The following is a 19,887-nucleotide window of genomic DNA, read 5'->3' as shown; positions in this document are numbered from 1 at the left end:
AAGCGGCCGTTGCGCTGCGGGCATGCCTTCAAATCAGCGTGATTTTAAATATCGCCAGGTCGGGGAATCTCGTGCCGAAGGGATCGGCGTCAGCGGACGGGTGCGAGTTCGACGCCCGGCGGAGGTACCAGGCGACGCAGCGTCCCGTCGAAGCCGGTGACGTAGAGCGCCCAGCCATCGCCGTCCTGTCCTATACGCACTGAACTCGGCCCGGTCCACCCATTCGAAAGACCCGAAGCGACGACGCAGGACGCGCCGGTTTCAGGGTTTACGCGATAGATAGAGCCTTCGACGTGAGCTGCGGCGTAGAGCATTCCATCCTGCGACATTGTCAGATCGTCGAGGCCGGGGATCAGGCTCGGGACCGTCGTTGCAACGGTCCACGTGTCAGGGGAATCCAAGGGCACTCGAATGATCTGACCGGTGAACAGGTCATCGGTGTACACGGCTCGATGATCCGGACTGAGCGCGAGTCCCTCCGAACGCGGCACGGTCGACCAATTGGGTACGACGGCTCCGGAGTCGTTCAGATAGCGCGACACGCCCTTCGACTGGCCGCCTTCTGTTCCGACCCACGTGGTCAGTAGATCGCCGTCGGGTAGGCGGAGCAGGCCGTTGCCCGCGAAGTCGACGGGTGCGGACAGCTGATCCGTCGTGGTGTCCAGGTGCCACAGCTTGCCGTCCTGTCTGGTGAGGAAGGACAGCCTCGAACCGTCGAGTTGCAAACCGCCAGGGGCACCCATGCCGTCGAGGACTGTTCGTACCTGTCCTGCGGCGTCGACGTGATAGACCTTCGACTCGCCGGAGAGGTAGAACCCGCCGTTGTCATCGGGCTCGAGGTTCTCGAGCTGCTCCAACCCCCGCGCTACGGTCTCGACCTGCCAATCGCCGCACATCGGCGCGGCTGTCCAGGTGGCCTCCGCCGGCGTCGCCGCAGCAACGGTCCCGGCTGCGATTGCCGCGACGATCAACAGCGCCCGAGTTCGGTTGCGTGATACCCCCATTGCGCACAACTTACGGCAAACCGGACCAATATCAAACGGTCTGGTCGGTATACCCGGCACCCAGGGGGTCGCTCCAGGTGGTCCACACGTCTGGCCCGAGTTCGATCTCGGCTGTGGTGAGTAGACACGCGTCGAGTTCTCGGTGCAGTAGAGACGGGTCGATGGCTTGGCCGATGAAGACGAGTTCCTGTCGGCAGTCACCGACAGGTTCTTCCCACTTGTCGAGGATTCCGTCGCGGCGGTAATCGTCGGCCGGCCACTCGTCACGGGGTAGAAACTTCCACCAACGGCCGACGTATCCGTGGCGAATGAGATGACCGGCCTGGGAAATACTCCCGATCTCGGTGAACCGGCCGGCATTCCAGTAGTAGCCCTTGGCCCGGAGTAACTTTCCGTTGGTCCACTCGCTGCTGAGGAAGTCATGCAGACGTTGGGGGTGGAAGGGTGCGCGCTCGCGGTACACCACCGAACTGATTCCGTACTCTTCGGTTTCGGGAGTGTGTTCACCTTGTAGTTCTTGTAACCATCCGGGGGCCTGTGCAGCTTTCTCGAGCGAGAACAAACCGGTGTCGAGAATCGTGTCGAGTGGGATGCGACCGAGCGTCATCGGAACAATCGCAGCGGTTGCGTTCAAAGATCGCAGGACCGCGGTCAATTCGACCAGGTGCTGGTGCGAGATCAGATCGGCCTTGCTCACCAGGATGACGTCGGCAAACTCGATCTGGTCGACAAGTAGATCCGCGATGTCTCGTTCATCTTCCGGAGCATCGGCTTCGACGCGACCTCCAGCCGTGTAGTCGCGCAGAAAACTGTTGCCGTCGACCACGGTGACCATGGTGTCGAGTCGGGCGACGTCGGCCAGAGCGTGGCCGTCGGTATCGATGAAGGTGAACGTCTCCGCGACGGGCAGCGGTTCGGAGATGCCCGAAGATTCGATGAGAAGGTAGTCGAATCGGCCAGCAGCGGCCAGGGCGCTGATCTCGGAAAGAAGATCCTCTCGCAGAGTGCAGCAGATGCAGCCGTTGGTCATCTCGACCAGTTTCTCCTCGGAGCGACTGAGCGAGATCTCACGCTCGACTTCTGCACTGTCGATGTTGATTTCGCTCATGTCGTTGACGATCACCGCAACCCGACGGCCCTCCCGATTGCGCAGGATCTCGTTGAGTAGCGTCGTCTTCCCGGCGCCCAGGAAACCTGACAGCACCGTGACCGGAAGTCGTGTGTCGACCATGATTTCCAGTGTCCTTCCGAATGAGTGAATCGTGGTGATCAGGCGGCGGTCGCACGAACCGCTGTGATCGCGTGACCGCCGCCTGGAATGCTGGAAGATCAGGCCGCAGGCTCGAGGTAACCCTCGAAGAGGTCGACAACGACGCTTCCACCGTCGGTGTCGCTACCGAACAATTCCTCGGCGGCGAACTTCACGTGGTACGTCGGTTCTTCGCCGGCGTCGTTGCGCCCGTGGCCGATTGCGTCGGGAAACGGCCACTTCTCGGTAGTTCGATGAGAGATGGTTCCCACTCGTCCACGGCAGTATGCAGGCATTCGAATATGCCCCGGAACGTACTCGTCGCGTACGCGTACTCGCTGCCCGACTTCGAAGGTGGTCGTCTCGACGGGTGCCGGCCGCCCTTCGGATTCGCTGGGCCGTGACAGTGGGAACGGTCCCCCCGCAAGGCTTTCGAGTTCGTCCTGCGTCAGGATTCCCTTTTCGACCATCAATGTCGCGACACCGATGACGTACCTCTCGTAGTACGGGGTCATCATGTAGTGGCGCGGCTCCATCCGCTCGACGACGTATCGCACTTCGTCGACGCTGAAGGCCCCGAGTTCGGCGACACCGGCGAACATCAGGCTGTAGGGCAGGTGTTCCCATTCGGCGTGAAAGGTGGGGCCGATGTCGGCGTTGACGGTATGCGGGACTTTGCCGAAGCCTTGTACTCCGGCAAGATCGTGTACTCCATCCATGGTGTGCTTCCTTCTTGTCGGGGTGATCAGACGGTGGGAACCTGCGGGATTGCAACCCCGATCAGGCAGTCCTTGGTGACGATTTCCTGCAGTTGTTCCTGGCTCCAGCCTTCGGTGCCGGCGGGACGCTGCGGGAGGACCATGTAGCGAGTTTCGGCGGTGGTGTCGTAGACGCGAATCTCGATGTCCGACGCGATCTCGGTTCCCATCTCGGAGAGAACCTTCCGTGGTTCGCGGACCACGCGCGCACGGTATTCGAAGCTCTTGTACCAGGTGGGTGGCAGACCGAGGATGGGCCACGCGGTGCATGAACACAGGGAGCACACGATCACGTTCTTGAGGGTCGGGGTGTCTTCGACTGCCACGATGTATTCGCCCTGGGGGCCCAGATATCCGTACTGGGCAACCGCGGCGGTACCGTCGGTGAGAAGCAGCTGCCGGAAATCGGGGTCGGTCCAAGCCCGCGCGACCAATTCCGCTCCGCGCCTTGGACTGAAGTCCTCCTCGAAGGTCTTCTTCCATCCCTCGACGTAACCGTCGGGTACCAATCCCTTACCGTCGAGTGCGCGGAACAGGGCCCACGCGCGATCGGAGACCGGCGCCTGGGCCGGTGCGGCGTTCTCCGTTGTGTGGTCGATCGTTACTGACATCTGGTTCACCTTTTCTATGCGGGCTGATCATGTGTGAATCGGTGGAATTTGTTGTGCAAGTGCGGATACAGGACTAGGTGAGGCTGAGTTGTGGTGCGGAGTCGGAGATGTGGTCGGCCGGCGTCGGAAACGCGCCGCGAAGCTTTTCGAATGCGCGCCCGACTCGGAGGACCGTCGCATCGTCGAAGGTTTTGCCGGTGATCATCATTCCGACCGGAAGCCCGTTTACCAGGCCGGCCGGAACGGACAGGGACGGATGTCCGGTCACGTCGAATGGTGCCGTGTTGGCGATCATCCCGAGAGCCTTTGTGATGAAGGTTGCACGATCCACGTCCTTCGCCGGCAATTCGGATGCGACGTAGGGCAGTGTTGGCATCACCAGGACGTCGAATTGTCTCAAGGCAGTGTCGTAGGCGGCGCGGGCGAGCGGTACGAGGTTCCGGGCTTTGCCGTAGCTCGCGCCGCCGAGGGTGGTGATGCCGTGGTGGCCGGTCAGGGCCACCAGTTTGACGGTTTCGGACAGAGCGTCGGCGTGCTGAATGCGTCGAGAAGCAAAGTGTGCCATCAGTTCCGGATCGTACAAACCTTCGGCGTTCATGCCGTATCCGTTGCCGTCCAACATCTGGTAGGCACCACCGTCCGTGGCGATCACGTTCCAGATGTGGAAAGCATGCAGATGCCACGGGATGTTTACTTCCTCTACCGTGCAACCGATTTCGGTCAGACTGTGTGCCGCTGCGCGGACTGCGTCGTCGACCTCGGGCTGTGAGACCGCGTGCCCGAATCCCTCTCGAACGATTCCGATTCGCAGGCCGTCCACATCGGAGTCGAGGGTGGACAGATAGTCACCTGCTTCGACGCTGTCGGCTTGGCGTGGGTCGTTACCGTCGCGGCCGGCGATGACCGAGAGCATCAGTGCTGCATCGTGGACCGTGCGTGTGATCGGGCCGAGATGGTCGATTGTTCGCTCGATGGGAAATGCACCGGTATACGGGACGAGCCCGAACGTCGGCTTGTGTCCGACGACGCCGCAGAATGCCGCCGGGATCCGGATCGATCCGCCTTGATCCCCGCCGATGGCAAGATCGACGTCACCGTTTGCGACGAGTGCTGCACTGCCGCCGGATGATCCACCTGCTTCGCGCTGCCGGTCCCATGGATTGCGGACCGGTCCGCTTGCCGGTGTGAAGCTCGAACCGGAGAAACACAGGTCCTCACACACAGCTTTGCCCGCGACGGTTGCACCGGCCGCCAGTAGTCGAGTGACCACAGTCGCGTCGCGAGACGGGGTGAATCCCTCTACCGTCCGAGATCCGTTCATCATCGGAACTCCGGCCACGGTCACGTTGTCCTTGATCGCCACGCGTCGGCCGGTCAGGACGCCGTCCGACGTCGGCGGGATGCTGGTGGTCACATACCAAGCGCTCAAAGGATTTTCGCTCGCACTTGGCACCGCGTGCTCGCGTGACGTGGTCGGCGGGGTCGCCTCGTCGGCGTACAACTGGTCGACGACGTCGTAGGAGCCCAGTGCTCCGTCGATCAGTGCCGGCCACTCGAGCCGGGCTGTTTTGTCGAGAGTGATGCCGTAATGCCTTGCGGCGGCGTCTATTGCTTTGTCGTCAGGTCGGATTGTCGCCATGAGAAGTGTGCTCCTGATGTGATCGGCTTCACTTGTCTTTCAGACTAGGGCCGGATCCATAATTGCGTCAATAGGTATCGACATATTGACTCGTTAAGTTCGGGTTACGTGCGCTCAGAGAGAGCGTGGGTACAGTCGCCCACGGCGTGATTCAGCGATCAGAATCGGCCGATTCAGTGGAACACCGGTGTTCGTAGAGCTTTTCGGTGTCGTGGCAAGCTGCCGAAGTACTGTTTCCGGATCGCCCGCCGACGTTCGTTCGACTGCGCGTGCGTAAGCGACGATCGCTTCGTACGTTGTCTCGGACAGGGAACTGAGCGGAGGCAGGAGTTCGTTCGAGCTTGCGCTGTATCGCTTTTCGAGGTCGTGGTCACCGGCTGCGGATTGGAAGTAGCCGAATGCCGCCCAGACTCCGTCGGCATCGGAATTGCCGATGAGCTGCTGAGTGGCCTCGTCGAGGACCAATGCAAACGTCCGCGTGGTGGCCCGCAGTCCGTGCTGGGCACATTGTCGTTCGAAGAAGACCTCGTCATGGCCCACAAGGGTGGAAAGAATCAGTTCGGCCCCGGAGTCGGCTATCGACTCGATGATGCGTGAGAAGTCGGTTGTCCCCAACGGTACGTACACTTCGCCGGCCACCGAACCTGTGGATTCGGCGATCACACGTCGGGCCGCCCAATGCGCTCCGAACGACCACGAATACTGCTGACCGACCAGGAACCAAGTGCGAGAACCGGTCTCGGTCATCATTGCGGGAATGCCCGCTCGTGTCTGGTCGAGTGGCCGCTCACCCAATCGAAGTACTCCCGGACGCGATCGACCTCCTTCGTTGAGAACTGTGTGCACCAACAGCACACCGGTGTTCTGCAACGCAGATGCAGCGGCATTGAAGGTCGACGACGTCACGCACGCGAAAATGGCGCGGCACCCGCTTTTCACCAATCGCAGCGCGGTCGCCGCTCCGGCCGCCGAGTCGGAAGCGTCATCGCCGATCACCAAGTCGACGAGAACGCCGCCGACACCGCCGTCGGCATTGATCTCTTCCACGGCCAGGGCAGCGAGTGTTTCTGTCGCCTGGGCGAATACAGCTGCCGGGCCGGATTTGCTGACCAGCAATCCGATCCGATGTCGGTCGGAACGCGGAGGCTCGGGTGGAGCGAATCCGCGCTTGTTGGCAAGCCAGGAAATGCCGTCCTGATCGAGGCTGGACTCGAGAACGATCCGGGTTCCGGTGCCGTCGGGAAAGAACCGGATCGTCAGGCGGCCGCGCCACGGTTGGTGGTGCACTATCACTACCGATCGGCCCCGCTTCACGCCGGCGACGTAACCCAACAGCGTGATCGGCATTCCGGCTGGATCCGCACGTACGCCGTCGCCGACGGGAAGGGAGATGGCGACAGCGGCCCCGACCGTCAGTTGTTCACATTCGAGTTCGAGCAGTTGCCCCGTTTCGAGGCGCTCGAAGGCTGACCCTGGTGGGTCGGTCGTCACGATCTGTGCCGTTACGGAGAGACCTGGCACGTTCTACTTCCTGCCTGAAATAGATGCTGGGGCTCAACCAGGGCCTCACGCCCGGCGACGCGCCGAAGCCGGTTCGGAATCCTCAGTCGCCGTAGTCGGCGACTCGGGCGTGTTCGAACCTGCTTCCAGAGCCCGCCCGAGGACGTCGCGCAGGAACTGGAGTGCGTCGTTGGCCGGCCCCGACGGATCGATCGAGAACAAGCGATGACGTCCCTGACGCCGTTCGACGATCACTCCGGACAACCGCAGCGCCTTGAGATGTGTGGATACCGTGGTGCGACCGACCGTCGAAATTTGATCGCTGATGAAACCCGCATTGCACTCGCCGTGGGTAGCCAGAGTGTCGAGAATCTGTCGACGTACCTGGTCGGCCAGCACAGCAAACGCCAACTCTTCGTTTCGTTGAGTAGTCACTGTCTGCTGTCCGCGCTTCCTCGATGGCCTCTACTGCGATATGTCGACACTCGTCAACATATCTCGAGTTGCCTCCGAGGGAAAGAACGTCGCCGAAGATTCCCGGCGGCTTCGGTCAGTGCTCGGCGATGGTCACTGCATCGCGCAGCATGCCGGTGCCGGGATGGCAATTGATGTACTCGTACAGCTGATCGGCGGCATCGAATACCGAGACCTCATGGTAGAGACGCAATTTCGACAGACCCGCGGCCACCCGGAAAAACGTCGTGAAGATCCGCAGATGGGTGGGGTGGGATTCCGACCACCGTTCGAGTTGGTCGAGTGAGGCCCAGTGACCGATGTTGTAGCTCAGGTCGAGGAAGTTTCCGTCGATGTCGATGTTGCGCACGAATCGGTTGCTGTAGCACCCGACGGCCGGGCCGTTGTCGCGGAGGAAATCCATGCCCGATTGGAGGGTGGGCAGGATTTCGTCCAGGTAGAGGCTGCGCTCGTCTGCTTCCGCGTCGGCCCAGTCCTGTCCGGACCTGATCAGTGCGATGTTGTCGTGCCCCCGCACTACTACGCGTCCAGCTACGGCGGGGTCACCGGCGATGACCCGCAGTTCGCCCGAGGCCTGCATCCAGTCGGTTTGGGAGATCGGAAACCGCTCGCGCATCGAACCCCAGTAGCCGTGTTCGTTGATCTCGCCACTGATGCCGTCCATGACCGCTCCGACCCCGGGAAGGTCGTCTTGGAACGCGTAGAGCGTTTCGAACTGTTCGGCTCTCGGTGCCACGATCTCGCGGAAGAACCCCAACCCGTCCGACAGGCGGTCTTCGGACTCCCACCAGGAAGCTATTGGAGTCGATGTGCTCCAACGATGTTGGGAGGAAACATCTTTCCAGTATCCGACCACGATCAGGTTCTCGTAGCCCTGGTTGTCGATGTGATGGGTGAGATCGTGGTGTGCCGGCCCGTCCGGCAAGTCGAAGCCGGCGACGATATCCCGCATCGCCTGCAGTGCAGCCGGGCGCTGATCTTCGTCGCGGAACTGCACGCCGAGATAGCCCATCACGACCTGTTGCAATGCGTCGTCTGCGCGCCCGACCCACATGGGAAATGGTGGCGTATAGGTATCCGGAACGCGCCTGGTCAACGTGCGCGGGCATTGAAGGTGTTCACCGATTGCAGATTCCATGAGTGCTCCCTGTGGTGTGGGTAGTCGAATCGGGTGCCTGGCACTTGGCAGCGCCGTGCCGAAAATCTACGCCCGCGAGGCCGATCAAACTTGGCCGTCAACGCCCGATATTTGGCCTACCGCGCCAAGAATTGTGGATAGGCGTCGGCGACAGAACGTTTTGGACACCATGTTGAATGGGCAAGTGGCTGAATATGTTACAGATCAGCGGGGATTGCTTGGGGTCGCTGCTTGCGACCGGTACCGCCGCGGGCTGATTCCGAACTCCGCCTTGAATGCGCGACTGAAGGCGGCCAGGTCGGTGAATCCCCAGCGGTGAGAAATCTGGGTCAGTGACCGCTCTGCTGCGTGGCGTTGCACGATCTCGCGACGGCAACCGTCGAGTCGACGGCTGCGAATCGAGCGTGACACCGTCGTGCCGTGTTCGGCGAAGGCTCGGTGCAACTGGCGAATGGAGACTTTGACCGATCCCGCGATGTCCACCGGAGACAGGGCCGGGTCAGCGATGCGGGCGTCTATGACCGACAGGGCGGATTCGTAGAGGCTGGTTCGCCGAGAGGTGATCGGACGTGCCGTTGCGTGAAGAACGGACTTGACCAGGCTGCCGATCTCGTTGACGACTTCCTCTTCGTCTCCGCTCGCGTCGGACGTCATGCGGACGGAGGCAAGATCGTGAAGAAAGCGACCCAGCAGGCCACTCAGGCCCGCGTGTCCGTCGAAAGCGATGGCGGTCAAGCTCGTGACCTCCGCGTCGCTGAGCGACAGGTACGACCGTGGCCAGGTGAATACCTCGAGTCCCCAGATGCCGTCGTGTGCGTGTCCCTCGATCTGCCAATCGAAGGGGCGCGTGGTGTCGTACAGGACGTAGTCGCCACGTCGCAGGACGCATTCGCGGTCGTCTTGGCGCACTACCGCGCTACCGCGGCGGATCATGCCGATTTGCAGGTAGTCCGCACCGTCGCTCTTGATCAGGCTGCTGCTACGGACTATTCGTTGTTCCATCGATTGAACTGCGGACACCCGAACGTGAGCGAGTTGGGCCGAGTGCACGGCCCCGCTGAATCCGTCGCCGTCTTCGATGTCGGATACGTCGAGCGCGACAAAATGCTCACGCAACAAATCTGCCCAGTCGCCCGTGAGATTCGTGCGTGTGGGCAGGGAGAAGCCGGATCGCGTGAGCATTGCAGGGCGCCTCCTCGCAGAAAAGCCGAAGTTCTCGGGTGCTCGATGTTCAGAGAGTAATCCCGCACATCAGACATGTCGACAGGAGTCGACATGTCATCACGCCGGGGAGAAATTGTTTGCCATACAAACAACGTCGAGTTATTGTTTGTCATACAAACAAGTAGGAGTTCGTGATGGTCACCGAGGCAGTTCCCGCAGCGCGCGCCACGCGTGAGTCGGGCAAGCAGACGCGTATGGCGCTGTTCAATGCCGCAACCGAGCTGTTTCTCGAACACGGCGACAGCGTGTCCATCGCGCAGATCTGCACCGCCGCCGGCGCTCATCCCAACCAGGTGACCTACTACTACGGTTCCAAAGAGAAGCTCTTCGTCGAGGTGGCGTGTGCGGCCGTTCTGCGCGCGGGCAAGCGCGCCGAGGTTGATGCCGCCGATGCCGACACTGTCGGTGACTACACCGAGAAATTGGTCGGATCCCTCCTGGGCTCGGGCGCTCCCAGCGTCGAACTGTTCGTGGAAGCGATGATGATGACGGGTCGTCGTGGTGAACTCCGTGACCTGATCTCCGAAACGCTTCGCACTCTGCATTCCTCGGGTGAAACTGCCCTCCTTCGTACTTTGGTCCGCACCGGCTGGCAGCTACGCGCGGGCATCGACGTCGAATCCAAGGCCTTCTGGTCTGCGATCTTCGGCCTCGTCATCCAGAAGACTGCCACCGGCGAGAGCTTCGGCTACTCCCTCGAGGAGGCGGTCGCCGTCATCTTCGCCACTCTCCAGATACCCGACGCCGTACTCAACAGCTCGATGGAATGAACTCTCTTCGAGCGTGATTCTCCGACAAGGACTTCGATGGACATCGTTCGCGTATTCGACAGCAACGTCACCAAGACCCCGGACAAACCCTTCCTGATATTCGACGGTCACGATCACACGTACTCCCAGGTTCAGGACGGAAGTCGGCGCGCCGCAGGATATTTGCAGTCGCTGGGCGTGCAGCCAGGTGACCGTGTGGCGCTGATGTGTTACAACACTCCAGGATTCGTGTACGCGATGCTCGGTGCCTGGCGCTTGGGTGCCGTCGTGGTTCCCGTCAATCACAAGATGCAGACTCCGGAAGTTGCCTACGTGCTGGGGCACGCGAAGGTGTCGGTGTGCGTCTTCGACGGTGAGCTGGCGCCGGTCGTCGGTCGATTGGAGACCACAGCAAAGCTGATCAGCACGGACTCTGTCGCAGACGGTTTCGACTTCTTCGACGACGCCATCACCCGCCAGGAGGGTGTTGACGGTATCGACATCGACGAGAACGATCCTGCCGAGATCCTCTACACCTCGGGGACTACCGGCTCGCCCAAGGGCTGCGTCCACAGCCATCGCAACGTCGTCGGCGTAGCCGTCACCGCGGCCCTTGCCGTGTCGACGACTCGAGACGAGCGACTGCTCATGGCCGTCCCGATCTGGCACGCTTCCCCACTGAACAACTGGTTCATGTCCACGCTCTACATGGGCGGAACCGTCGTGCTGCTGCGCGAGTACCACCCCGTCAAGTTCCTGGAAACAGTTCAGGAACAGCGTATTACCCTCTGCTTCGGGCCACCGGTCCTCTACACCACCGCACTCAATCTGGTGCCGAACTTCGCCGACTACAACCTCGGCAGCGTTCGTGCGTGGCTGTACGGCGGCGGACCGATCGGTGCGGATGTTGCTCGGCGACTGGTGGAGTCGTACGGCACCACCGAATTCCGGCAGGTCTACGGCATGACCGAGACCGGGCCCGTCGGGACTGTGCTGTACCCCGAAGAGCAATTGAGCAAAGCGGGCTCGATCGGCCGCGTCGCGCTGGCCGGCGTCGACCTGCGACTGGTTGCCGATGACGGCACCGACGCGGAGCCCGATCAGATCGGTGAGATCTGGCTGCGTGCCGACACCGTCATGCAGGGGTACCTCGACGACCCCGCTGCCACGAAGGCTGCATTTGCCGACGGAGGTTGGTATCGCACCGGCGATCTGGCGCGTAAGGATGCGGACGGCTACCTCTTCATCGTCGATCGCGCGAAGGACATGATCATCACGGGCGGCGAGAACGTCTACTCCAAGGAGGTCGAGGACGTGATCTCCGGCCACCCGGACGTCGTCGACGTCGCCGTTGTCGGAAAACCCAACGAAGAATGGGGCGAGACCGTCGTCGCACACGTCGTCTGGCGTGAACCGGATGTCATCAGCGCCGACGACATCAAGGATTACCTCTCGGACAAGTTGGCGCGCTACAAGATTCCGCGTGAAGTGGTGTTCGCGACCATCCTTCCGCGCACGCCGACCGGCAAGATCCAGAAGCACCTCATCCGCGCCGCGAGCTGAAAGGCCTGTCATGACTGATATTTCCGAGAAGACTGTCTCCGAGAACACCGTCACCCACCCGGCGCCGCATCGCACCCATGCAGTGCTCAACCAGTCGGTACCGCGCACGGACGTCAACGAGTTCCTGCTCGATACGGTCCTGGTCGAAGGCGTCGCGCGCCACGACGCCGATTGGGCCACCAGTGAACTCACCGACATCGGTGAACTGGTCGGCAGTGCCGGGTTCCAGCACGACGCGGAGCTGGCCAACACGGTGATCCCCGAACTGAAGACCTTCGATCGCTGGGGAAACCGCATCGACGAGGTCGAATACCATCCGTCATATCACCGGATCATCTCTGCCGCCGTTGCGCACGGTGCTCACACCTCTGCCTGGGCTGACCCGAAGCCGGGTGCCAACGTGGCTCGGGCCGCGGCATTCATGCTTTTCTCCCAGGTCGAACCGGGTCACGCATGCCCGATCTCCATGACGCACGCCGTGATCCCCTCGCTCGAGCTGCAGCCGGATGTAGCCGCCCTCTGGACCCCGCGCGCCCTTTCTCGGAGCTACACCCCCGAGTTGGACGCTCCCGGAAAGGCATCCGCGATCTTCGGAATGTCGATGACGGAGAAGCAGGGCGGCTCCGACGTGCGAGCCAACACGACCATCGCCAAGCCGGCCGGACGTGGCGGCCCGGGTGCAGACTACCTGCTCACCGGACACAAGTGGTTCTGCTCGGCGCCGATGTCCGACGCCTTCCTGGTTCTCGCCCAGGCCGAAGGTACTGCCGGCGAGGGACTTTCCTGCTTCCTTCTGCCCCGCATCCTGCCTGACGGCACACGCAACGTTTTCCGTATCCAACGTCTGAAGAACAAGCTGGGCAACAAGTCCAACGCATCGTCCGAGATCGAACTCGACGGCACCGTCGGCACCATGATCGGCGAACCGGGCCGTGGTGTGCGGACCATCATCGAAATGGTGTCCCAGACGCGACTCGACTGCATTCTCGGCAGCACTGCGGGTATGCGTCAGTCGGTGGCCGAAGCGGTGTGGCATGCGCGGCACCGCAGCGCTTTCGGTGCCGTCCTGGCAGATCAGCCGGCAATGACGTCGGTACTTGCCGATCTGGCTCTCGAATCCGAAGCCGCGACCATCACCGCACTGCGATTGGCTCGCGCCCAGGACGAGGACGCGGACGAGCAGGAGAAGGCTTTCCGCCGACTCGCGACAGCCGTTGCGAAGTACTGGATCTGCAAGCGCGGTCCGCACCACTCCTACGAAGCCCTCGAATGCCTGGGCGGCAACGGTTACACCGAGGACTTCCCGCTTGCCCGTCGCTACCGTGAGCAGCCCGTCATGGCCGTGTGGGAGGGGTCAGGCAACGTCATCGCGCTCGATGTCCTGCGCGCGATGACCCGTGAACCCGATTCCGTTGCCGCCTTCGACCACGAGATCAACCTCGCTCGCGGGAACAACCCGGACCTCGATCAGCACCTCGATCGGGTGCGACGCCAACTCGGTGAGCTCGCCACGATGGCATCCGCCGACGCCCAGCTCCGCGCTCGGACCGTCGTCGAGGCTATGGCGTTGGCACTGCAGGCCTCGCTCATGGTGCGCCACTCCCCGGCCGCTTCGTCCGATGCCTTCATTGCCGCTCGCCTCGGCGCCGACCGCGGTCACGAGTACGGAACTCTTCCTGTAGGAACGGATTTCGCGGGGATTCTCGCGAGAGCCTAAGGCTGCTCCTTCAGCACCCTGGTGACGGTGTGTACTGCCGGCGTCGGATTGTTCGGTCGCCATGCCATCGCGATTTTCAGCGTGGGCGTGGCCCCGGCGATCGGCAGGTACACGACCCCGTCCATGGACAGATGCGCCGTCGACTCCACGACGACGGCGATCCCGACCCCCGCTCCGACCATGGCCAACAGGCTGTACGGATCGGGGGCTTCGTGCGCGACGGTGGGCGTGAAACCTGCTGTGGCGCACACGGACAACGTCGCATCGCGCACCACCGAGCCGTGCTCGGCGGGATACATCACGAATCGTTCGGTTGCCAGGTCTTCCGGTGACACGGAGTCGTGGGTACTGAGGTGATGCCTGGCCGGAACTGCGACCATCAAGGTTTCCTCGCGCACCGTGTGAGTCTCGAATCCGCGCGGAATGGGCAGGCCGACTATGCCCATGTCGAGTGTTCCGCGTCGGAGAGCGTCGAGCACCTCACCCGAGTACATCTGCGGCCGTAGTTCCAGTTCGATTCCCGGATGGGAGTCGGCCAAGGACCGTGTGAGAGCCGACAGCACCGTGTAGCCGCCGGTTCCGCCGAAACCCACCGTGACACGCCCTGTTTCCCCGGTCGAGGCAGCTGATGCGATATCTCTGACGAGGGCAACCTGCGCTTCGATGATCCGTGCAGGCGTGACCAAGGCTTCACCGGCGGCGGTCAACTGCACTGACCTGGTAGTCCGGACGAACAGGTCGGTGCCGAGTTCGCGCTCGAGCGCCCGAATGGTTTGGCTGAGCGGGGATTGCCCGATGTGGAGTCGCTCGGCGGCCCGGCCGAAATGAAGTTCGTCGGCGACTGCGAGAAACGCGCGCAGCTGACGCAGTTCCATGTCGCTCCTTCCCGTTTCATTATGTGGTTGTCCCACATAAATGAGTCGAACTAAGTCTTGGACTCTACATGGATTTCGGACGATAGTGATTCACGCCTCACATTGCATCCCTTGGTGATGCCCGACGCGAGAATCAGGGAGAACCGTGGATCAAAACCCAGGTCACGACACCAGTCCACCCGAATACAGCACCAAACAGGCGCGCAAGGCCGGAATCACGGCGTTTGTCGGAACGACCATCGAATGGTTCGACTTCTACATCTACGGAACCGCATCAGCCTTGGTCCTCGGCCCACTGTTCTTCCCAGATGCGTCGCCGGCCGTGGGAACACTCGCAGCCTTCGCGACCTTTGCCGTGGGATTCGTGGCTCGGCCGGTCGGCGGAGTGGTGTTCGGGCACTTCGGAGACAAATTCGGCCGCAAGAACGCCGTGATCATCACTCTCGCTCTGATGGGGTTGGGAACGGTCGGTGTCGGCCTCCTCCCTACGTACGCACAGATCGGGATCTGGGCGCCGATACTGCTTGTGGCACTTCGTGTTCTCCAGGGCATTGCCATGGGCGGCGAATGGGGTGGCGCCGTATTGATCGCCACCGAGTTCGCTCCCCCGAAGAAGAAGGTGCTCTACGGGGCGTTTGCGCAGCAGGGTTCGCCGGTCGGAAATCTGCTCGCGACACTCGCGTTCCTCGGCCTGACCTTGATGTCGGATTCGGTGTTCGAGTCGTGGGGTTGGCGTCTGCCGTTCCTCGGATCCGCAGCGTTGGTGATCGTCGCTCTCTACATCAGGCTGCACATCTCCGAGACACCCGAAATGAAGAAGGCTGTTGCGGCACAGGAACGTACACGGATGCCGCTGGTTGAAGTGTTGCGTTCGCATCCCGTCGAACTTGCTCTCGGCGTCGGCGCTGTGGTTGCCGGTGTTGCCATCACGTACGTCAAGACCACCTTTGCGCTCTCATGGGCGACAACGGATCTCGGCTTCGAGCGCAGCGACTTTCTTCTTGTCATCACCGTGGCACTGGTAGCCCAGGCGCTCGTACAGCCTTTCGGCGCTGTGCTGGCCACGCGGATCGATCCGTCGAAAGCGGTCCGTTGGATGCTGCTGCCGGAGATCGTGCTCCTGCCACTGATGTTCGTGCTGGTTCAGACGGGCTCCGTGCCCCTGGCGATTTTGGGTATGGTGCTCGCAACGGCCCCTCATGCAATGTATTACGCCGCCTTGGCCGGCATTCTGGCGCAGGTATTCCCCACCAACGTTCGGTACACGGGCATCTCTCTGTCGTACCAACTCTCGACCGCCGTTTTTGCCGGAACGGCCCCGATGGTCAGCCAGTATCTGCTGACACGCACCAACTCGATCTGGCCGGTCGTAGCTCTCGGGCTCGTGTATGTCGTTCTCTCCCTCGTCTGTATGACTGCTTTGTTGCGCAGGAGTGCGCTGCGCGCGCAAGGGTCGGAGTCGACGAGCTCTTCGAACGTGACCGATGTTTCCACCCTGAAAGGCGTTGACCACTGATGAACTTCGCACACACCGACCCCGCTCTGAAAGCGGTAGTGGACAGATGGACCACCGGGGCGGACCGGAAGACGATGAACGGCTTGCTCGACCGACTGGGTCGAGATGCCGCCGGCCGTTTGTCCGAGCTCGCCGACATCGCCGACAGGAATCCACCGGTGTTGCAGCAGTTCGACAAGGCTGGTGATCGCGTCGACCGGATTTCCTATCACCCGGCCTACCTGGAACTGTGTCGGGCGGCGTACAACGAGTACGGCCTGTCCGCCATGTCGCACCGAAAAGGGTTGCACGGATGGGGCTCCGTACCTCCGCCACTCGCGAAGTACCTCGCGTCGTACGTCTTCGTTCAGGCAGAGTTCGGGCTGGCCTGCCCGGTGTCGATGACAGATGCTGCTGCGCGGACGCTGCGTATGTTCGGTGATCCGGCCGTGTTCTCGCCCTGGATCGACGCGTTGACGTCGACCGATCCCGAGCATGCGAAGACGGGTGCGATGTTCATGACCGAGATTCAGGCAGGCACCGATATCGCCTGCACTGAAACGCGTGCCGAGCGCGACGGTGACCGATGGGTCCTGACGGGCAAGAAGTGGTTCGCCTCCAACCCCGATGCCGACGTGATCATCACCCTGGCAAGATTTCCGGGCGGACAGGATGGTTCGACGCGTGGAGTCGGAATGTTCATGGTGCCCAAGGCTTTGGGATCCGGCGAGCGCAACAACCTCACGATCGATCGGCTCAAGGACAAGCTGGGTACACGTTCCATGCCGAGTGGCGAGGTGACGCTGGACCGCGCACACGCACTCCAGGTCGGCGAACTCGAACGAGGTTTCCGGCAGATGGCGGAGATGGTCAACACGTCGCGGCTGTCCAACGCGATGCGTTCGAGCGCTCTCATGCGCCGAGCGGTCCGCGAAGCCGTCGAACATTCGAAGAGCCGAGTCGTGTTCGGTAAGAGGCTCTTCGATCAGCCGCTGATGCGGGCGACTCTTCTTCCCCTCGCACTCGATGCCGAGGCTTCGCTAGCGCTCGTGGCGTACAGTGCGCAGTGTCTTCAGGCTGCAGACGGCGGTGACGATCAAGCGCGAGCACTGATCAGGGTGCTGACGCCGATCGCCAAACACTTCGTGTGCAAACGTGCGCGAGTGGTCACCGGTGAGGCAATGGAGGTGCGCGGCGGAAACGGGTACATCGAGGAATGGGTCGATCCGCGACTCGTGCGGGACGCTCACCTCGGCTCCATCTGGGAGGGCTCGAGCAATGTCATTGCGCTGGACGTACTTCGGTGCCTACGCAAGTTCGATTCGCACCGCACGGTCGCGGGAGCGATGACGGACATCCTGACCGTCGTCGGACCGGACTGCGAAGCCGGGGCCGGAGTTCTGTTGCGGCGCTGGGAGGAACTGGTCGATGAAGGAGATCGTCTGATCGCGGGAACTGACGATGCCGCGCAGGCTGCGAGTGCAAGGTACTCCGACGAGTTGGCTCGTACCGTCATGGCGACCCTGCTCTTCGACCTTGCGGATCACGGCATCCGAGAAGGTCGCGGGTACCGGTCACTGCTGGTGGCGAACTCCTACCTGGCCGGTCTAGCCGGGAAGGTGCCGTCGGCCGCGCTCGGCAAACTCGACGTGATAACCGACGGCGGCGACGTCGAGCTGGATGATGCACGTGACGTCGTAGCCGAGTTCCTTTCTGTAGCAGGAGGTCACCGGTGAATACTCCAACAGGCCCCGCACCCCTGGCCGGTGTCCGCGTCCTCGATCTGTCGAAGATCCTTGCCGGCCCGTACGCAACCATGTCGCTTGCCGATCTCGGAGCCGACGTCACCAAGATCGAACACCCCGAGGGCGGTGACCCCACGCGTTCATGGGGTCCTCCCTTCGTCGGGGTCGATGCTGCCTACTACCTCGCGATCAACCGCGGTAAGAAGTCGGTGACGATCGACCTCAAGTCCACCGAAGGGCAGGAGATCATCCACCGCATGCTCGAAGAGACCGATGTGGTGGTGGAGAACTTCAAGCCGGGCAGCGGATTACAGAAGATCTTCGACTACCAGGCACTGTCCGAGCGGTATCCCCACCTGATCACCCTGCACATCTCGGCGTTCGGTGAAGAAGGCCCACTGCGCGACGAGCCGGGTTACGACATGATCGCGCAAGCCGCGGGAGGGCTCATGTCGCTCACCGGTGAACCCGGCGGCGCCCCGATGAAGTCCGGGTTTGCGTTGGGAGATCTGGGCGCAGCGCTGTTCGGACTGGTCGGGGTGCTGGCCGCATTGGTCGAGCGAGGTCGCACCGGACGCGGACAGTACGTGACCACGTCGCTGTACGAGTGCCAACTCGCCATGCACGTGAACTGGGCGACCAGCTACTTCGCCACCGGTGAGCGTCCGACGGCGCTGGGCTCCGGTCACCCGAATCTTGCTCCCTACCAAGCATTTCCTGCCAGCAACGGGTACTTCGTCATCGCCGTCGGCAACGACGCGATGTGGGCGTCGCTGTGCGAGGCCATCGGTCGAGACGAACTGGTCACCGATCCTCGTTTCGTCCACAACCGTGAGCGGGTGGAGAACCGCGAGAGTCTGGAACGGGAACTCACCAGCGCCTTCGCGTCGGACACCGTCGAACACTGGTGCACTCTTCTCGCCGAACGAGCGGTCCCGGTTTCACCGATCCGCCACCTCGACGAGATCTACTCCGATCCCCACACCGCCGCACTCGGCATGGTGGGGACCGTCGACCATCCGACGCTCGGTCCGCTCAAGCAAGTGGCCTTTCCGGTCAACTTCTCCGGCCGGAGGCCACGTCTGACGTCGGCGCCGCCCGTTCTCGGCGCCGACAACGACGAGGTGTTGGGAACCACTCAGGCGAGTCCGCTCAATGCCGGTGCCGTGTTGTCATCCCGCCAGCCGATGGCCTCGACGAGCGTCGTCAGGTCGTAGTCGGGTCCGCTGACGCCGACGGTGAAGAGCGAGACACCGTCGGCGACCAGGTCAGCAGCATTCTCGAGCCCAGGCCACGGAACCGAGTGCTCCACTTCGGTCGGGTTCCGGCCCACGTCGGCGCAATGGTCGGAGAGGATGTCCGACTTGCGCAGGTGTGTCTCGCGGTCACCGAAGCTGTGCCAGACGTCGGCGTACTCGGCGACCAGGCGCAGGGTCTTCTTCTCGCCGCCACCCCCGATGAGAACCGGGATATTGCGAGTCGGAGGCGGGTTGCCCTTGGCCAGGCGGCCCGTGATGCGGGGGAGGTATTCGCCCAGCAGTTTCAGCCGTGAACCTGGGGTGCCGAAGTCGTATCCGAACTGGTCGTAGTCCTTCTCGAACCAGCCGGCACCGATGCCGAGGATCAGGCGTCCGCCGCTGATGTGGTCGACGGTTCGCGCCATGTCGGCCAGCAGATCCGGATTGCGGTAACCGCCGCCGGTGACCAGGGCGCCGATCTCGACGCGTTCGGTCTGCTCGGCCCAGGCGCCGAGCATGGTCCAGCATTCGAAGTGGGCGCCGTCGGGATCGCCGGTCAACGGGTAGAAGTGGTCCCAGTTGAAGACGATGTCCACCCCGGCGTCCTCGGACCGCAAGACGGCGTCGCGAATCAACCCGTAATCGGGTGCGTGCTGAGGTTGGAGTTGAACACCGATGCGTACCGGACGAGTCATGCCACGCTCCTGACGAGAGGAATGGTTGTCTTCTCCATCATGGCCGGGTGTACGCGGTACCGCTACCGCGGTCGGTGACGGGTATGCCCGCTTCTCGTACCCACCCCTTTTCGAGCGAACGGTACGTTCGGCGCCTTAGATCGACTGAACGTGCCGTTCGCTCAAAGGGGGGCAAGCACAAAGGGGGGGCAAGCACAAAGGGGGCAAGCACAA

At 62.3% G+C, this 19,887-nt stretch carries 17 protein-coding genes; 6 read left to right on the top strand and 11 right to left on the bottom strand.

The genetic code is table 11. The annotated features are described in order from the left end of the window. Positions 1 to 89: 89 nt before the first annotated feature. The 9 genes from DBV08_RS18915 to DBV08_RS18875 all read right to left on the bottom strand — a co-directional run bounded on the left by DBV08_RS18915 (position 90) and on the right by DBV08_RS18875 (position 9,555). Entirely contained in the window at positions 90 to 1,004 is a 915-nt protein-coding gene (locus DBV08_RS18915) for an SMP-30/gluconolactonase/LRE family protein (protein WP_095973577.1), read from the bottom strand. A 31-nt stretch (positions 1,005 to 1,035) separates the two neighbouring features. Beyond that, positions 1,036 to 2,235, bottom strand: a complete 1,200-nt coding sequence (locus DBV08_RS18910; protein ID WP_124568479.1) for a GTP-binding protein — start codon at positions 2,233 to 2,235, stop codon at positions 1,036 to 1,038. 98 nt (positions 2,236 to 2,333) lie between these two features. Then, complete coding sequence (gene nthB, locus DBV08_RS18905) at positions 2,334 to 2,972, bottom strand: nitrile hydratase subunit beta (RefSeq protein WP_124568478.1); 639 nt, start codon at positions 2,970 to 2,972, stop codon at positions 2,334 to 2,336. A gap of 26 nt (positions 2,973 to 2,998) precedes the next feature. Further along, positions 2,999 to 3,622 carry a nitrile hydratase subunit alpha gene (gene nthA / locus DBV08_RS18900; RefSeq protein ID WP_124568477.1) on the bottom strand — a complete coding sequence of 208 codons (624 nt, stop codon included), beginning with the start codon at positions 3,620 to 3,622 and terminating at the stop codon, positions 2,999 to 3,001. A 73-nt stretch (positions 3,623 to 3,695) separates the two neighbouring features. Further along, positions 3,696 to 5,261: an amidase gene (locus DBV08_RS18895; protein WP_124568476.1), complete on the bottom strand. Its 1,566-nt coding sequence runs from the start codon at positions 5,259 to 5,261 to the stop codon at positions 3,696 to 3,698. Between the two features lie 114 nt (positions 5,262 to 5,375). Continuing rightward, positions 5,376 to 6,782 (bottom strand): substrate-binding protein, encoded by a 1,407-nt coding sequence (locus DBV08_RS18890; RefSeq protein ID WP_124568475.1) that lies wholly within the window; start codon positions 6,780 to 6,782, stop codon positions 5,376 to 5,378. Positions 6,783 to 6,827: 45 nt separating this feature from the next. Beyond that, the gene (locus tag DBV08_RS18885) at positions 6,828 to 7,196 is read right to left on the bottom strand and encodes a helix-turn-helix transcriptional regulator (protein ID WP_124568474.1); all 369 of its coding nucleotides are present in this window, start codon (positions 7,194 to 7,196) and stop codon (positions 6,828 to 6,830) included. Positions 7,197 to 7,311: 115 nt separating this feature from the next. After that, positions 7,312 to 8,373, bottom strand: a complete 1,062-nt coding sequence (locus tag DBV08_RS18880; RefSeq protein WP_124568473.1) for a phenylacetaldoxime dehydratase family protein — start codon at positions 8,371 to 8,373, stop codon at positions 7,312 to 7,314. A gap of 204 nt (positions 8,374 to 8,577) precedes the next feature. After that, positions 8,578 to 9,555, bottom strand: coding sequence for a helix-turn-helix domain-containing protein (locus DBV08_RS18875; RefSeq protein ID WP_124568472.1), 978 nt, complete (start codon positions 9,553 to 9,555; stop codon positions 8,578 to 8,580). Positions 9,556 to 9,731: 176 nt separating this feature from the next. Here DBV08_RS18875 and DBV08_RS18870 point away from each other — a divergent pair, with 176 nt between their 5' ends. Genes DBV08_RS18870 through DBV08_RS18860 form a run of 3 tightly spaced genes read left to right on the top strand, consistent with a single transcriptional unit; the run spans position 9,732 to position 13,626 of the window. Further along, entirely contained in the window at positions 9,732 to 10,367 is a 636-nt protein-coding gene (locus tag DBV08_RS18870; protein ID WP_095973585.1) for a TetR/AcrR family transcriptional regulator C-terminal domain-containing protein, read from the top strand. Positions 10,368 to 10,403: 36 nt separating this feature from the next. Beyond that, a complete protein-coding gene (locus DBV08_RS18865; RefSeq protein ID WP_124568471.1) occupies positions 10,404 to 11,909 on the top strand; it encodes a class I adenylate-forming enzyme family protein in 1,506 nt (501 codons plus the stop codon). A 10-nt stretch (positions 11,910 to 11,919) separates the two neighbouring features. Next, positions 11,920 to 13,626, top strand: a complete 1,707-nt coding sequence (locus DBV08_RS18860; protein ID WP_124568470.1) for an acyl-CoA dehydrogenase family protein — start codon at positions 11,920 to 11,922, stop codon at positions 13,624 to 13,626. On the opposite strand, the gene DBV08_RS18855 is transcribed toward DBV08_RS18860, so the two are convergent. After that, a complete protein-coding gene (locus DBV08_RS18855) occupies positions 13,623 to 14,501 on the bottom strand; it encodes a LysR family transcriptional regulator (protein WP_095973567.1) in 879 nt (292 codons plus the stop codon). The genes DBV08_RS18860 and DBV08_RS18855 overlap by 4 nt on opposite strands. A 145-nt stretch (positions 14,502 to 14,646) precedes the next feature. On the opposite strand from DBV08_RS18855, the gene DBV08_RS18850 reads away from it, so the two are divergent. The 3 genes from DBV08_RS18850 to DBV08_RS18840 are packed head-to-tail and all read left to right on the top strand — an operon-like array spanning position 14,647 to position 18,958. After that, entirely contained in the window at positions 14,647 to 16,017 is a 1,371-nt protein-coding gene (locus DBV08_RS18850; RefSeq protein ID WP_095973566.1) for an MFS transporter, read from the top strand. Then, positions 16,017 to 17,732 carry an acyl-CoA dehydrogenase family protein gene (locus tag DBV08_RS18845; RefSeq protein ID WP_124568469.1) on the top strand — a complete coding sequence of 572 codons (1,716 nt, stop codon included), beginning with the start codon at positions 16,017 to 16,019 and terminating at the stop codon, positions 17,730 to 17,732. Before DBV08_RS18850 ends, DBV08_RS18845 begins: the two co-directional genes overlap by 1 nt. Next, positions 17,729 to 18,958: a CaiB/BaiF CoA-transferase family protein gene (locus tag DBV08_RS18840; RefSeq protein ID WP_124568468.1), complete on the top strand. Its 1,230-nt coding sequence runs from the start codon at positions 17,729 to 17,731 to the stop codon at positions 18,956 to 18,958. The genes DBV08_RS18845 and DBV08_RS18840 overlap by 4 nt, the downstream gene beginning before the upstream one ends. Here DBV08_RS18840 and DBV08_RS18835 read toward each other — a convergent pair. Continuing rightward, complete coding sequence (locus DBV08_RS18835; protein WP_095973563.1) at positions 18,880 to 19,674, bottom strand: LLM class F420-dependent oxidoreductase; 795 nt, start codon at positions 19,672 to 19,674, stop codon at positions 18,880 to 18,882. The genes DBV08_RS18840 and DBV08_RS18835 overlap by 79 nt on opposite strands. Positions 19,675 to 19,887 lie beyond the last annotated feature (213 nt).

The organism is Rhodococcus sp. KBW08, assembly GCF_003852455.1.
Classification (GTDB): domain Bacteria; phylum Actinomycetota; class Actinomycetes; order Mycobacteriales; family Mycobacteriaceae; genus Rhodococcus_F; species Rhodococcus_F baikonurensis.
This window is presented reverse-complemented; position numbering and strand designations above follow the sequence as displayed.